Annotated in this window: 7 protein-coding genes; 6 read left to right on the top strand and 1 reads right to left on the bottom strand. The window is 58.6% G+C overall.

Annotated features, from left to right (window positions below; all coding sequences use genetic code 11):
- Positions 1 to 510 precede the first annotated feature (510 nt).
- The 3 genes from ACZ5CE_RS04455 (at position 511) to ACZ5CE_RS04445 (ending at position 2,817) form a co-directional block, all read left to right on the top strand.
- Entirely contained in the window at positions 511 to 1,527 is a 1,017-nt protein-coding gene (locus tag ACZ5CE_RS04455; protein WP_464576600.1) for a sulfotransferase family protein, read from the top strand.
- A gap of 271 nt (positions 1,528 to 1,798) precedes the next feature.
- A complete protein-coding gene (locus ACZ5CE_RS04450) occupies positions 1,799 to 2,143 on the top strand; it encodes a hypothetical protein (RefSeq protein WP_464576598.1) in 345 nt (114 codons plus the stop codon).
- A 182-nt stretch (positions 2,144 to 2,325) separates the two neighbouring features.
- Positions 2,326 to 2,817: a peroxiredoxin gene (locus ACZ5CE_RS04445; RefSeq protein WP_464576596.1), complete on the top strand. Its 492-nt coding sequence runs from the start codon at positions 2,326 to 2,328 to the stop codon at positions 2,815 to 2,817.
- Positions 2,818 to 3,005: 188 nt separating this feature from the next.
- On the opposite strand, the gene ACZ5CE_RS04440 is transcribed toward ACZ5CE_RS04445, so the two are convergent.
- Entirely contained in the window at positions 3,006 to 3,770 is a 765-nt protein-coding gene (locus ACZ5CE_RS04440) for a 4'-phosphopantetheinyl transferase family protein (RefSeq protein WP_464576594.1), read from the bottom strand.
- 263 nt (positions 3,771 to 4,033) lie between these two features.
- Between ACZ5CE_RS04440 and ACZ5CE_RS04435 the strand changes: the two genes are divergently transcribed.
- Genes ACZ5CE_RS04435 through ACZ5CE_RS04425 form a run of 3 tightly spaced genes read left to right on the top strand, consistent with a single transcriptional unit; the run spans position 4,034 to position 16,444 of the window.
- Positions 4,034 to 8,806, top strand: a complete 4,773-nt coding sequence (locus ACZ5CE_RS04435; protein ID WP_464576592.1) for an amino acid adenylation domain-containing protein — start codon at positions 4,034 to 4,036, stop codon at positions 8,804 to 8,806.
- A gap of 22 nt (positions 8,807 to 8,828) precedes the next feature.
- On the top strand, positions 8,829 to 14,702 hold the full coding sequence (locus tag ACZ5CE_RS04430; protein WP_464576590.1) for an amino acid adenylation domain-containing protein: 5,874 nt from the start codon (positions 8,829 to 8,831) through the stop codon (positions 14,700 to 14,702).
- On the top strand, positions 14,699 to 16,444 hold the full coding sequence (locus ACZ5CE_RS04425; protein WP_464576589.1) for a condensation domain-containing protein: 1,746 nt from the start codon (positions 14,699 to 14,701) through the stop codon (positions 16,442 to 16,444). Before ACZ5CE_RS04430 ends, ACZ5CE_RS04425 begins: the two co-directional genes overlap by 4 nt.
- Position 16,445: the final 1 nt, after the last annotated feature.

Genomic DNA, 16,445 nt, shown 5'->3' with positions numbered 1-16,445 from the left:
CATATTCCGCCTGAATCCCGTCTCCGGGGAATCAATAGGGTCAGATTCTATTAATTCTCGTCCATTGCTGAAAACCGATGATCTTTCGCCATTCACGTTTCCGCCCCATGGAAAAAGGACTTCACTTGCTGTCTGTGCAGTCGTTACGCTGCAAGTTCGACGTTATTCCCAACACTTCCGCTACTCACTTATTACAGGAGAGCCAGGATATTCCTGCCGACCACTATTTCAGAACGAAGGCAGGTCAGATTTACCAAACCCCGGTAAACAAATACAGCAAACCCGGATTTCTTTACATAAATTTACGCTTTCATCATCCAACTTGACATGGCATGAATTTATCCTTGTTTCAGGCCATACATGTGCTTGTGTTTCGATACCTCGACTGACGATATCGGACAAACCCGCTATTCAGAGGTCGAGCAGCTAATAAAGATTATTGGTCATAGGGAATAGCCATAAGTTCTCATCTTAAAAATATTCGATTTCACACTTATAAGGGAATCAACCGTGGGAAATATTCCTGTAGGAATCAAACGTTTCGCCCCCGAAGTTGATAGTGCGGTTGAGAGAAGGAAAGGGAAATCGATCGTTGTTGTCCTCGGTATGCACAGAAGCGGGACTAGCGTTATTACTCGGGGGTTAACGGTTATTGGCGTTGAATTGGGAGACCGCCTGATGCCCCCCGCGAAGGGTAACGAAAGGGGGTTTTTTGAGGATATTGATTTACATGTTATCAATCGTGAGTTATGTGACTCTCTTCGACGCCCTCTTCATTGGCACACACCTGGCTTTGCCCACCTAAGCGAGCTTCTCGATAAAAAAAATGCTCCTTTCCGCCGGAGGGCAATGGAAGTGCTCCAGCATCGATTGGAAACGTCAGAGTATTTCGGCATAAAGGACCCGGCCTTTTGTAGGACATTGCCATTCTGGCAGAGTATTTTTGAAGATTTGCAGCTCAATATCTCTTATGTCATTGCAGCAAGAAATCCACTCAGTGTGGTCCAATCGTTAGGAAAAAGGGATAACCTCCCTCCAGGAAAATGCTATCGCCTATGGCTTGACCATGTTCTTCTTTCCATTCTAGGAACGCAGGGAGCATGCCGGATACTCGTCGACTATGATCTTCTTTTAGCGAATCCTTCCAAGCAAATCAGTAGAATTGCTTTTCGCCTGGGTTTGGTCGAGAGACTGGATCCTATGCGTCTGGAGGACTTTAGCCAGAATTTTTTGGATAAAAGGCTCCGGCATACGAACTTCGAAGTGGAGGATATTTATCGTGACCAGAATGTTCCTGCTCTGGTCAGAACAGTGTCAACATTGCTTTCAGATGTCGCCGCGGACAACTTAAACCTGGACTCGGAATATGTTACCGAAGTCTTTGCGGATCTCTCGAAGCAGGCACACAGGGAAGCTGAGCTGTTGCATAAATTTTTTGTTGCGTTTAGACATTGGAACCCTTTGAAGCAAGGAAACATACAAGACCAACCCGCCTATATTGAACAGGATGGGGTACGGTTGCGTTAGTGGCCAGGGCCTGTTATTAAGGAGGCCTTTAATACCCTTGTTCTAGCATTATAGAAATCAGTCACTTATAGCTAAATTGGCCGTCGCTATTTTTGGACTGGATTAATAATACTTGTTTCGCACTCGCGTTTTTTGTGCACTACCCGTAGGGACGGGCCGAAATTTTACCCGACTCATCGTTACCCGCTGCTTGCAGAGCATACTCTGCTGCGCGGCTCGCGCATGCCGGCAAAAATCACTATAAAGCAAATATTCGAACGCGAAAAATGGGATGAAAGTGGAGAGAATTTTCAAATATCGCATTGTGGCCCTGCTCTGTGCCCTAAGTCTTGTATCGTGCGCGACAAAGACGGCCGCCCTGCGTGAGGGGCTGACACGAGCGGAAGTTATAAACACCATCGGTAATCCCGATGGCTTCCAACGAGCTGGCAACTATGAAGCGCTGCATTATATTGATCGTCAGATCAACGGTTGGCTTTTTACCAGCGGGTTTAATGTGGAGAAAGTTGATTACGGAGTAATTCTCAAAAATGACCAGGTCGTTCAATACGGGCAGGGACGTGTGATCGAACGGGGTGGGAGTGAGCCCCCATTCACCTTGATTTATCAAAGATGATGTTGTGTCCCCGGGATAGTGCCTCATCGGGTCTATCTGCTCATTGCTGGTCGATACTTGCAATAATCCTAAATCCGGCAGATTTGCCGTAAACCGTCCAGTGGATCAGAATTGGCAACAATTGAACCAATATCGGGGGATGAAATTGTGAAAGTGCTCGCCATACTTGCACACTGGCTATCATGATTATGCTCTTCGGAAATCGTGGCGCAACTGCCGAGCCACTCAAGGTAGGTCAGGCGGCGCCGGACTTCAATCTTCCCGATCAAAACGGTAAAAGCCACAAGCTCTCGGATTATTACGGTAAATGGCTGGTATTATATTTCTATGTCAAGGACAACACGCCTGGATGCACCAAGCAAGCGTGCAAGTTCCGCGATGACTTTCACGAATTGAGGAATCTGGGCGCGGAAATTGTGGGTATAAGCGTGGACGGCAGCGCCAGTCATGCCAACTTTGCCAAAAAATATAGCCTTCCATTTCCACTTCTGGCGGACAGCAAAGGCAAAACCGCGAGGCGTTACGACTCGATATGGAGCATCATCGGCATGGCGAAGCGCAATACCTACCTCATCGATCCGGAAGGCAGGATCGCCAGAATTTATCTGTCAGCCAGCGCTTCGCGCAATTCTATTGAAATAATAGAGGATTTGAAAAAAATGAAGAATTCCTGATTCGAATCCAAAATCGAATCAGTTTGATCACCATAGATGGGGCAAATAGGCAGAATGCGAAACTCTGCCTTGACGGGGGAGAGGATTTGCCGTGAGTATTCGGATTTATTATTGCAATAAAGAGCTGCTGCCGTTCACCATTCGAAGCCAGTGCAGTATCTTGTTCTTGTAAATTCTTCCATCAACCACTACCAGACCCACTGGATCCGCCGAACGGACGAAACCGGTCCGCAAACGGCAAGCGCCCCGACAAAGCGCTCGAATTCGAAGCAGCGAAGTGTAAAAGTCCCTTTGCACTCCGCATCGTCCGGCAACTCAGGTACACGGACGACACTCGCCTGATCCAGGTCATCCGCTACGGTGCAAAAGCATGAAAGGTCATCCTGCAACCCCGTACCAATGGCCTTGAGCAGTGCCTCCTTGCGCGTCCAGAAACGCAGAAACATCGCGTTTGCCTCACCCGAGGGCGCCTGCTCGATAGCGGCTATTTCGGCGTCGCTAAAAAACTGGCGTGCCATCTGCAGCCAGTCCGGCACTTCCCGCACCTCCTCCACATCGACGCCCAGGATGGTCCCGAAGGAAACGGCGACGACCGCGAGATCTTCGGAATGCGACAGGTTGAATTCGATTTTCCCTCTGTTGCCGCGGCTGCTATTGACGAGCGATGGCTTGCCGTGCGGGGAAATGATGAAATCGATACTGGAAGCCGGGCATCCCGAATAAATACCGAGGATGTGCCGCAATGCGGCATGAGCCAGCACGAAACGGTTCCGGTGCAGGGAAAACCGGAACCGGCCTGCGCGCCGCGTTTCTTCGGCGGACAGGATTGATGCTGCGGCCTCGATAGTGGAGGTGGATTCCTGGAGGCTCACGAACCATAGCGCAACCTCGCCCCGGCCGAGAACCCCCGTAGCCAACTTCGCATTCACCTTCCTGATATCCGGTTTGTTCACGTCGGGCTATTCGAATGTTGTGAGGAGGCGGAATCACGCTGGGCTTTTACACGCCGATGGCTTCCCAAGCCCGGCATCCGTGAAATTCCCACCTATAATGGATTCATGAAGTGCTTCCATATTCTCTCGATTGCAAGCAGGACAACGAGGACGACAGCCGCAGCCAGGATGGGATGGATGATAATCCAGGATCTGGAGGGTATCGGCAATCGCCAGCCCGCGAATAGCTTGCCAGCCGTCTTTGATCCCTGTGAGGGTGCGGCATGAGCAAGGCGGAACAATCCTTCGTCTTTCCCGTTTCATTCGCCCAGCAGCGGCTATGGTTCTTGCACCAGCTTGCTCCGGACACGCCTTCCTATAACTGCGGCGGCGCGCTCCGCCTGCACGCAGCGATCGATGCCGATGTCCTGAGACGATCCGTCAATGAAATCATCCGCCGGCACGAGGTGTTGAGGACCACTTTCCAGGTGATCGAAGGACGCCCCGTGCAAGTAGTGAGCGGCGCGCTCGAGATCGTGCTGCCGGTGATCGATCTCGGCAGTTCGCCGCTACCGCAGGCGCAGATCGCATCCCTGGTTGCGGAAGAGGTACGCCGGCCGTTCGATCTGGCGAAAGGCCCCTTGCTGCGCGTTACGCTTCTGGTGCCGAATGCAGCGGATGCAGCTACCGCAGATTCGATCACCGCGGACTCAGTCGTCATACTGGCAATGCATCATATCATCTCGGATGCCTGGTCGATGCAGGTGTTCGTGCGGGAGATGACAATGCTATACCGCGCCTTTGCGCGGGGAGAAGGCTCGCCACTGCCGGAGCTACCCATCCAATACGCGGACTATGCAGTCTGGCAGCGGCGCTGGCTGGAAGGCATCGAGGAACGGCAACTGGCCTACTGGCGCGGGCAACTGGCGGAACTCCCCACCCTCGAACTGGAAAAGGATTACCCGCGGCCCCTTGTTCCCAGCTATCGCGGAGCGCGGCATGGGTTCGATATCGGGGATGATGCCGCTCGCAGGCTTTATGGCCTTTGCATAACGGAAGGAGTAACGGCATTCATGGGCCTGCTGGCCGTATTCGCCACATTGCTCCATCGCTATACCGGGCAGGACGAAGTGGTGATCGGGGTCCCGGTGGCAGGACGAAACCGCCCCGAACTGATCAACCTGATCGGCTTCTTCGTGAACCTGCTCGTGCTCCGCCTGGATTTCAGCGGCGACCCCTCTTTTGGAACCATTCTGCGGCGCGTCCGGCAAACCGCACTAGATGCCTTCGATCACCAGGATGTGCCATTCGAGCGCGTGGTCGAGGACATCAAGCCGGTACGCGATACCGCCCGGCATCCGCTGTGCCAGGTTACGTTCCAGATGCTGCATTCCGCTCCGGACGATGGCAGCTCTCCAGTTGCCACCATCGATATCGATCTTGGCACGGCGGCCTTCGATCTCTCGCTGGACATGTGGGAAACCGGCGGCAACCTGCAGGGACGCATCGAGTACAGCACCGACCTGTTCGACCATGCCACGGTGCATCGCTTCGTCACCCATTTTCGCATTCTACTCGATCGGTTATGCGATTGGCCGGAACGTCCGCTCTCGGAAATGAATCTCCTGGATGAATGGGAGCTCCATCGCGTGCTTCACGAATGGAATCACGCCGATATCACGGTTCCGGCTGGCGCGCCGGTCGAGCGACTCGTGGCCTGCCAGGCTGCCCGCACCCCCGCCGCCGTAGCCCTGGTCGAGGGTGCGAACACCTATACCTATGCGGAACTGAATGCCCAGGCGGATGAACTGGCAGGCCGGCTGACTGCAGCAAGTGTTTCGCCGGGAGTGCCGGAAGTGCCATTGGGGCCAATGGGCCTGTATGCCGGCCGCAGCCGGGAAATGGTGGTGGCCATGCTGGCTGTGCTCCGGGCTGGCGGCGCCTATGTTCCGCTGGATACGTCCGCCCCTGCGGCGCGCCTTCGCCATATCCTCGATGACTCGGGTGCTGCGCTGGTCTTGACGACACAGCGACAGGCTGATGCGGCGATTGAAGGGCTCGGCGGCGGCTGGCCAATGGTATTCATCGATGAGCCAGCCGCCATGCCGCCGGCCGCCCGGCATCCCGATGACCCAGGCTATCCGGACGGTTCCAGCCATTCCAGGCCGGACGAACATGGCGAATACAGCCAGCGATTGGCCTACATCATCTACACATCCGGTTCCACCGGGAAGCCGAAGGGTTGTCTCATCACCGCAAAATCGCTCGCACAGCACACCATGGCTGCCATGCGCTATTTTGGGCTGGGACCAAACGACCGGGTATTGCAGTTCACCGCCGCCAACTTCGACGTGGCTGCCGAGGAGATTTTCCCGACGCTTGCCAGCGGCGCGGCGCTCTATATTCCGCCTCGGGAAACGCTGGCCTCGATGAGCGACTTCAGCGATTACCTAGAGCGTAACCAGATTACCATGATCAATCTCCCCGCGCCGTTCTGGCACAACTGGGTGTCCTACCTGGACACGAGCGCCCGTAGCCCATCCGGGTCATTGCGTCTCGTGATAGCAGGGAGCGATACGCTGGCGATGGACCAGGTAGAGCGCTGGCAAGCGCTTGCCCCCGCATCGACCCGGTTGTGCAATGCTTACGGGGTAACGGAGGCCACCATTACCGCCACTTTGTATCCTGTTCCAGCGCAATGGAAAGCTCTCCGGCCACGCTCGGTGCCTATCGGATGGCCATTTGGAAATACCAAGGTATACCTTCTGGATCGCTACCGGCAGCCCGTGCCCATGGGCGTGCCGGGAGAGCTTTATATCGGCGGCGGGGGCCTTGCCCGCGGTTACGCAAAGCGCCCGGACCTGACTGCGGAACGCTTTGTTTTTCACGCCTTCGAGAACAATGGCGGCGACGAACCGGTGCGGCTCTATCGCACCGGGGACCGCTGCCGCTACCTTGTGGATGGATCTCTCGAATACCTGGGGCGGAATGACCGGCAGATCAGCATCCGCGGGCACCGCATCGAACTTGGCGAGGTGGAATACGCGCTGGCCGAACATCCCGCGATTTCCCAAGCTGCGGTGGAATTGCGAGCCGGGCCTTCGGGCGGCCCGCAACTGGTGGCCTGGATCGCCGGCTCGGCTTCAGCGGCAGAAGCACGGACCTTCCTGCAACGGCTTTTGCCGGCATACATGGTGCCTGCATCATTCGTGATGCTCGATGCGCTGCCGCTTACCGCCAGCGGCAAGATAGATCGCCAGGCGCTGCCCCCGCCCACCCGGCCAGAGGATCCGGAAGCATCCGGGAATGCATCCGGCCAGTTTGTCGCGCCTTCCACGGCAGAGGAACAAGCACTGGCGGCGATCTGGTCGCAGGTGCTCGGTCTCAAACGTATAGGCATCCATGAAAACTTCTTCGAGCTGGGAGGCGACTCGATCCTGAGCATCCAGATTACCGCGCGCGCCAACCAGGCCGGCTTGCACCTGACTCCCCTGCAGATATTCCAGCACCAAACCATCGCGGAATTGGTATCCGAGGCACGCCTCGCCGCCGCACCCGCTTCCGCCGCTGTCGAACATGATTCCTATCATGCCGAGAATGCGGATGATGGCAAGCTTATTCCACCGACACCCATCCAGCACTGGTTTTTCGAGCAGGCGCTATGCCACCCTCATCACTACAACCAGGCGGTCATGCTGCCCATTGAGGGAGCCGTGGACAGCGGGGCGATCGAAGCCGCCATAACAGCACTTGTTACCCGGCACCAGGCATTGCGGCTGCGATTCAGGCGCGACGATAGCGGCTGGATTCAGGAGTGCGTAGCGCCGGACAAAACCGTTCCATCCTCGCTCCTGGTTGAAAATCTCCTGGGATTATCGGAATCCATGCAACACGCCCGCCTTGCGGCAAGAGCGGCCGAGTTGCAGGAAAGCCTCGATCTGGCGAATGGACCTCTCATCCGTACAGCTCTCTTCAATCTGAGCCCTGGCAGCAACCAGCTTCTCATCGCCATCCATCACCTGGCGGTCGACGGCGTGTCCTGGCGCATTCTGCTGGAGGAGCTCACGGCGGCCTATCGCCAGGCAAAGGCCGGCATTTCCATCGACCTGCCCGCCAGAACAACAGAATTTTCCCGCTGGGCGCGGCGACTGGAAAAAGCCGGCGAAACCGACCGCTTCCAGACGACGTGGAATTACTATCGCTCGCTGCCGCTTCGCCGCCTCGGCCGCCTGCCAATCGATCACCACCAGGGACCGAATACGGTCGCATCCGCCGACAGGATAATCGTGGCGCTGGCGCCGCCGGAAACCGAGGCGCTGCTGCGTGAGGTTCCCAAGGCATTTGGCACCCAGATCAACGATGTTCTGCTGACCGCCGTTTCACTGGCATTGTCCGGTTGGTCGGGATGCGCCGCGCAGTGGATCGAGGTCGAAGGACATGGGCGGGAACCGCTTTTCCCCGATTTGGATCTCTCACGCACGGTAGGCTGGTTCACCTCCATCTGGCCGGTCCTGCTGGAACCGGGCCAATCACGTGAACTGGACCAAACCCAAACGCCAGCCCGGCTATCGGCGGCCGAACTGGCCCAGGCACTGAGCCGTGTCAGGGACCAGTTGAGCAAGGTGCCGAATAACGGCATCGGCTATGGACTGTTGCGCTACGGATCGCACGACCCCGAAGCCTCGCGTTTCCTGGCCGCGCTTCCTCCCGCCGAAGTAAGCTTCAATTACATGGGCCAGTTTGCGGCGGGCGCAAGTAGCGGACCATGGTACTGCGGCCCTACCCGCGACCTGTCCCAGGCACGCAGCCATCTCATCGAAATCGATGGCCACATCGCTGCCGGCTGCCTGGAGATGGCCTGGACCTATAGCCGCCACTACCATCGGCGCGCAACCATCGAGCGCGTGGCCGGGGATTTCCGCGAATGTCTGGAGCGCATTGCGGCGGCGGCCGCCCATCGCAGGTTGACGCCAAAAGACTTCCCACTTGCCAATCTCAGCCAGAAAGGCCTCGATGCCATCGTCCGCCGCATGACGCGAACCGCCGGAAAGAATTGATCATGGATAGTCCTGGATAATCGTGGATAACGCAGCCAATATCGAAGACATCTACCCGCTGTCGCCGCTTCAGCAGGGGCTTCTGTTTCACAGCCTTTACGAGCCTGGCTCCGGCATCTACGTCGAGCAGTTGGGCTGGGCGCTGGAGGGAACATTTCATGCCGACGCATTCGAACAGGCCTGGCAGTTCGTCGTTTCCCGCCACCCCGCGCTGCGAACGGTGTTTGCCTGGGAGGGGCTAGAAGAACCAGTGCAGGTGGTCTACTGCAGTGCTGCACCGGTCCTCGACCGGCTGGATTGGACGCATCTTCCCATTGACGACCATGAGAGGCGGCTGGACGAATTTCTCGAACTGGACCGGCAACATGGGTTCGATCTTTCGGTTGCGCCCCTGATGCGCCTCACGCTCGTGGAACGCGCGCCTCACCGGCGCTTCTTTATCTGGAGCCACCACCATTTGCTGCTGGACGGCTGGAGCGTGCCGCTCGTACTGCGGGAGGTGTTCGGCCATTATGTCGCTTCATGCCAGGGCCATACGCTGGATTTGGCGCCTGTGCCGCCCTTTCGCAGCTACATACAGTGGCTGAGCGAACAGGACTCGGCCAACGCCGAGAAATACTGGCGCAATCTTCTTCGGGGCTTCAACGCCTCCACTCCGCTTGGAAGCACTGCAAATCACGCTGTATCGGCAAACCCGCATTACGGCGCTCGCAGCCACTTCCTTCCGGAAACGCTGGCGGAGTCTCTAAGGACTTTCGGGCGCACTCACCGCCTGACACTTAATACCCTGGTTCAGGGAGCCTGGGCCTTGCTGCTCAGCCGCTACAGCGGCCAGGCCGATGTGGTATGGGGCTATACCGTTTCCGGCCGCCCGCCGGAACTGCCGGGCGTGGAGGAGATGGTCGGACTATTCATCAACACCTTGCCGGCGCGAGTGGCCGTGGATCGCGATATGCCGGTGGTCGAATGGCTGCGCGCGCTGCAGGATGCGCAGATGACCGGCCGGCAGTTTCAGCATATTCCTCTGGCTAAAATCCGTGGCTGGTCGGAGATCTCCTCCGGCCAGCCCTTGTTCGAAAGCATCCTGGGCTTCGAGAATTATCCCCTTCCCGAGATGGGTGCCGCCAGGGAAGCGACTGCCGATCCCGGCCAGGCAGATTTTCGCCTGTATCCTCTGCGTTCTCATTCCCGGACGAATTTTCCCTTGAGCCTCATCGTCATGCCCGGTTCGCCGATAGAGATCCGGTTGCTTTACCAGGGAGATCGTTTTGGTGAGGCGGCGATCGACAGGCTCGCCGGGCACTTCCGCACCTTGCTGGAAAATCTGTGCACGAGCCCGGCCAGTCTGGCGATCGGGAAGCTGTCGCTGCTCTCTTCCGAAGAACACCGCCAGCTCGTCACTGTCTTTGCTCATGGCGAGCGCCGTCCTCCATGGGACTCTCCGGCTTACCGTCGCATTGAAGACTATGCCGGGAAACAGCCGAACGCACTCGCCATCACCGCTGCCGGGCGGATGCTGACCTATGGCGAGATCAACCGGCGCGCCAACCGATTGGCCCATTATCTCCGCAAGCGGGATATCGGCCCGGACACCCTGGTCGCCCTCTTTACCACCCGCACACCGGAGATGGTGATCGCGCAGCTGGCGATATCCAAGGCGGGCGGGGCTTTCCTCTCCATCGATCCCGCCTATCCTGCGGCCCGTGTCGCGTTCTGCATCGAGGATGCTGGGGTCCATGCGCTGCTGGCCGAGCGCGCATTGAGCTCCAGGCTGCAGGCCATGCCGGTCAGCGCGGAAAAAATCATCTTGATCGATGCCCTCCCAGCCGAGGTGGATGCCCAGCCCGACCATAATCCCTCATGCAGGGTTATGGCGGAAAACCTCGCCTATGTCGTTTATACCTCGGGATCGACAGGCGTGCCCAAGGGGGTCGAGATTACTCACGGCGGTCTGGCCAATCTTGCCGATTGGCATATTTCCAACTATGCGGTGATGCCGGAGGACCGCATGTCGCAGATCGCCAGCCAGGCGTTCGACGCTTCAGTGTGGGAGATCTGGCCCTGCCTTGCCGCCGGCGCCAGCCTGCATATCATGGACGATGCAACGCGCGCCTCGCCCACCGCCCTGATAGGCTGGCTGGCCGAACAGAAAATCACGCTCAGCTTCGTCCCCACGCCCCTGGCGGAACTGATGTTCAACGAAACATGGCCGGAGCAGCTTCCGCTTCGCGCCCTCCTCACTGGGGGAGATCGGCTGAGGCGCGCGCCGCCGCCCACGCTTCCCTGCCCGCTCATCAACCATTATGGACCGACCGAAAGCACGGTGGTCGCGACCTTCGGCGCCGTCTCGCCGTCCATTGGCCAGACAGGACAGGCAGGCCTGCCGGACATCGGACGACCGATAACCAATACCCGGATATATATCCTGGATCAGAACCTCGAACCCGTGCCCATAGGCATCGCAGGTGAACTCCATATCGGCGGCGACAGCCTGGCGCGCGGCTATCGCCACCGTCCGGAATGGACACGCGAGAGATTTGTCGCGGATCCATTTTGCAACATGCCGCCGGCACGGCTTTACCGCACGGGTGATCTCGCCTGCTTTCGCGAGGATGGAACCATCGCTTTCCTGGGGCGACTTGATAACCAGGTCAAAATAAACGGGCACAGGATCGAGCTCGGTGAAATCGAAGCCGTTTTGGCGGATCATCCTCTGGTGGAGAGCACAGCCGTCATGGCGCGCGAAGGCACCACCGGAAAATCCAGGCTGGTCGCCTATGTCGTCCCTGATTCCCGGCTCTTGAAATCGGTTCCCGCTGCCAGCGAAAACAGGCAGGTCGGCTATTGGCAAACTCTATATGACCAAGTCTATCGGGAATCGGATACCCGTAGCGGCCATGCGGTATTTAACATAGCCGGATGGAACAGCAGCTACACTGGCCTGCCGTTTTCCGAAGAGGAAATGAAGGAATGGGTCGAAGGCACGGTGAAACGCATCGCCGCGCTCAAGCCGTGCCGCATTCTCGAAATCGGTTGCGGCTCGGGCATGCTTCTCTATCGCCTCGCTCCGTTTTGCCAGCAATATTTCGCGACAGATTTTTCCGCGGCGGCACTGGCCTTGATCGAACGCGGCCTTGGCCGCCCGGATATGGCAAACGTCACGCTTTCACAACGGACGGCGGATGATTTCGAAGGCTTGCCCCCAGGGTTTTTCGATGTGGTGATACTCAATTCGGTGATCCAGTATTTCCCGGGCATGGCCTACCTGCTGCGGGTGATTGAAGGAGCGCTTGGTGTAACGACAGCCGGCGGAACGGTTTTTATTGGCGATATCCGCTCCCTGCCCCTGCTGGACGCTTTCCACGCCTCGGTGGAGTTTGCCAATACCGCGCCCTCCATGCCATTGCAGCGCTTGCAGCAAAAGATCCGGAGCCGCGTTGCCCAGGAACAGGAACTGGTGATCGATCCCGAATTGTTCCAGGTCCTCGCCCAACGGCTCCCACGCATTGGCCATGCCGAAACGCCGCTGCGGCGTGGGCGATTCCATAACGAAATGATCGCATTTCGCTACGATGCGCTTCTCCGACTGGACCGGCCGCCCGGTAATTCGGGCTCGCCGGGGCGGCCAGCACGAAGCATGGATTGGCGCGGTCAGCCGTTATCGCCCGGAACACTCGAGCGCATACTTGTAGAGGAAGCGCCGGAGTCCATCGAAATAAGCGGCATGGCCAATGCGCGCACCGCAGAGGCTGCCCGCCTGCATTACGCCCTTTTCAGGGATAACGCTTCAGGCAAGGTGGGAGACCTTCGTAACATCCTCCGCGACCAGGTTGCGGAATCGGTGGATCCCGAGTCCTGCTGGACACTGGCCGAAGCGGCCGGCTACGATTGCCGCATCCGCTGGACTCCCGGCGCGGCGGATGGCCGATTTGACATGTTGCTGACGCAACCGGGGATCGAGGCTGATTTCAACCAGTGGCCCCGGTCTGCCCCATCCGGCACGGTGGAGTTGACGCGGTATTGCAACAACCCGCTGGGACTGGCCGCAACACAGGAACTGGTGCGGCAGTTGAAAACGCACCTGCTCGAACGCCTACCGGATTACATGGCGCCTACCGCCATCGTCGTCCTCCCGGGCTGGCCACTCACGCCGAATGGCAAAATCGACCATTCGGCACTGCCTGCAGCCGAACATGCCGAGCGGGACCGGGAACAGGGCTACCGCGCGCCGCTTTCCTTCCGCGAAAAGCTTCTGGCTGCAATCTGGGGAGAAGTACTGGGCATCGATCGCGTCGGTATCGACGATAATTTTTTCGAACTGGGCGGGGATTCTATTCTCAGCATCCAGATCGTTGCCAGAGCAAGCGAGCAGGGACTGAAGATTACGCCAAAGCAAATTTTTGAAGAAAAAACCCTGGAACGCGTGGCGGTAGTTGCCGGCGTGGCCGCCGGAAAAACCGAAGATCGGCTGGAAGAAAAGAACGTTCCCGCGGGCGAGATCCCGCTCACGCCGATCCAGTCCTGGTTTTTCGAGCGCGATCTGCCGGATGCAGGGCACTTCAACCAGGCTCTGCTGCTGGAGCTCGATGTACTCCTGGCGCCAGGCCTGCTGGAGCAGGCAATAAAAATAGTGGCGGAGCGCCATGATGCGCTGCGTATGCGATTCCGCAGGCGAGATAGCGGCTGGAGCCCCGTATTGGCAGCTTCCGGTGAAACCATCGCATTCTCGGTGGAACCAGCCAGCGATCTGGAAAAGCGCTGCGCGGCGGCCCAGGAGAGCCTTGATCTGGAAAATGGCCCCCTGGTTCGCCTGGTGCTGTTCCAGAACTCGGGAGAACCATCGCGACTCCTGCTGGTAATGCATCATCTCATCGTCGATGCGGTCTCCTGGCGCATCATCCTCGAAGAACTGGGAACCGCCTGCCTCCAGCTGCAGTCGGGGCGGCCTGTTCGCCTTCCCATGCCGACTACATCCTACGCACGCTGGGCCGCCAATCTTTCAGCACTGGCCCATTCTCCCCAGATCCGGATGCACCTCGCGGCATTTGGCGCCATCGGCTCCGCCAAGGTGGCTCCGCTGCCGCGCGATTTCGAAGGCAGCCGTAATCTCGAAGGCTCGGCCGTCCGCATAACGGTATCGCTCGCCCCGGAGAAAACGCGCATATTGACTACCAACCTGCCGCGCACCTGGCACGTCCCCATTCATGATGCGTTGATTGCGGCGCTTGCCCAGGCGCTGGGCGGATGGACAGGCAACAGCCTTCAGCTTATGGATATCGAAGGACATGGCCGCGAAGATCTCGATAGTGAAGTCGACCTTACCCACACGGTCGGCTGGTTCACCACCATATGCCCCGTTTTGATCGATATCGGCGCGCCGTGCAAGCCGATCGACCGTCTCGTCCGGATACATGAGCAGTTATCCGGGCTGCCCGAGTGGTCTCGGCGCACGCTCGCCTTTGGCTTGTTGCGCTATCTGGCCGACACCGATTGCCAGCAGGTTATGGCTGCCCTGCCACGGCCCGAAGTGATCTTCAATTTCATGGGTCAATCCCGGCAAGGCCCCTCGGCCGGATCGCTCTGGCGTCCTGCCACGCAATCAAGCGGACCGAGCCGCAGCCCGCGCCAGCCGCGCAGTCACCTGATCGAGCTGAACGCCGAGATCATCGATGGCGCCCTGTCCGCCGAGTTCACCTACGCCGCCGATTGCCATATGCCGGCAACGATCGCTTCGCTGGCGGCCCGGTTCCATGCCGTGCTGGAGGCTTTGACTATGGAATGCCGCCATGCTCCTCGGGCTTACCACCCCTCGGATTTTCCGGAGACTGGCCTCAGCCAGGCCGAACTGGACCAGGCCCTTGCTGAGCTAGGGATAGCACAGGAGAGGGAACGATGAGCAGGAAGGGCATCGAGGCCATCCATGCGTTATCGCCGCAACAGCTCGGCATGTTGTTCGAGAGCCTTTACACGGCTGGCACGGCTGGCATGGCTGGCTCGTCTGGTTCGGCTGGCTCGGGCATGCATATCGAGCAGAAAACCTTCGTGTTCGACGACAGCTGGAACATGGCAGCTTGGCGGGAAAGCTGGCAACGCGTGGTGGATTGGCACCCCGCATTGCGCACCGCTTTTGTCTGGCGCAACCAGAAAGAACCGCTGCAAGCCGTCATGTCGCATGCCGATATACCGTTTGAGCAGCATGATCTAGGCGAACTGGATGAATCCGCCAGGCAGAAGCGCCTCGCCGCGATCCTGCGCAAGGACCGCAAGCGTGGCTTCGTCCTCACTCAGGCTCCGCTCATGCGCCTGGCAGCGATCCGGATGAGCGATAAATCCTGGGTCGCGGTATGGACCCACCACCATATTCTGCTGGACGGCTGGAGCCTTTCGATCATCAGCCGCGACGTGTCCCACTTTTACAATGCACGCTGCCGCCACCTGGAGTGGAGTCCGAAGCCAAGCCGCCCGTATCGCGATTACATCAACTGGCTCGCCCGCCAGGATCTCCGTGAGGCCGAGGCATTCTGGTGCGGCAGGTTGAGCGGCTTCTCCCGCCCGACGCCGCTGGGACAGCCGGAAAGCGGGAACGACCGGGTTGGCGAAATTGCTCCGGCTGCTTTGACGGCCCAGGACGGGAGCGAGGAGCGCTATGGCTATCGTGAATTCCACCTTCCCCGCAGCCTGCTGGTGGCGCTCCAGTCAACCGGATTCGCCCACGGCCTGACCTTGAATACGCTGCTGCAGGGTGCTTGGGCCGTCCTGCTCAGCCGCTACAGCGGGCAGCGCGATATCGTCTATGGAACTACTGTCTCTGGCCGGCCGCCGGAGCTGGCCGGCGTCGAACGGATGGTTGGGCTTTTCATCACCACGCTGCCGCTGCGGCTGAAGATCGAGCCAGGCAAGCCCCTGACGATCTGGCTCGACCAGGTCCAGGCGGAGCATCTGGCAATGCGCCAATATGAATACTGCTCCGCAGGCCAGATACACCAGTGGTCCGAAGTGCCCGGTACGCTGCCTTTGTATGAGAGCGTGCTGGTTTTCGAGAACTATCCCATGGACGACGCGGCGCACCCGGCGACAAACCGGGAAAACGAGTTCGTCGGCGCGCAGACACGCCACGCCCTCGCGGTGCTGGTCAGTGCGGAAGAGGAATTGGTGGTGCGCATTATTTATGACACGCACCGGTTTCATGGCGAAGCAACCGCCCATATGATCGAGCATTTGTGGTCGGTGCTGGCGAGCATGGCCGAGGACATCCAGCAACCGGCGGATGCGCTGGCCGGCCTTATTCCGCGTGAGCAGATACCGGCAGTGCGCCTACCCGCCCGAAGTGCGCCCCGAATTGCTCCGCAGACACCGACAGAGCAGATTCTCGCGCAGATCTGGCGCGAATTGCTGGGTCTGGAGGAAGTAGGCGTCACCGACAATTTTTTTGAGTACGGTGGCCATTCCTTGCTTGCGATCCAGCTTGTTTCGCGGGTCCGCTCGACATTCCAGCTGGACCTGCCGCTGCACAGCTTCTTCGATGCGCCAACGGTGCGCGACCTTGCTGCCCTGATCGAGGCGCTGCTGCTGGATGAGCTGGCCCGGCTAAGCGAAGAAGAGGCACAGCGCGTGATGAGCGGAATGGGGAGGGACTGAA

Source organism: Nitrosospira sp. TNL200 (assembly GCF_055386305.1).
The sequence above is the reverse complement of the archived record's forward strand: the minus strand, read 5'-3'. Positions and strand labels throughout refer to the sequence as shown.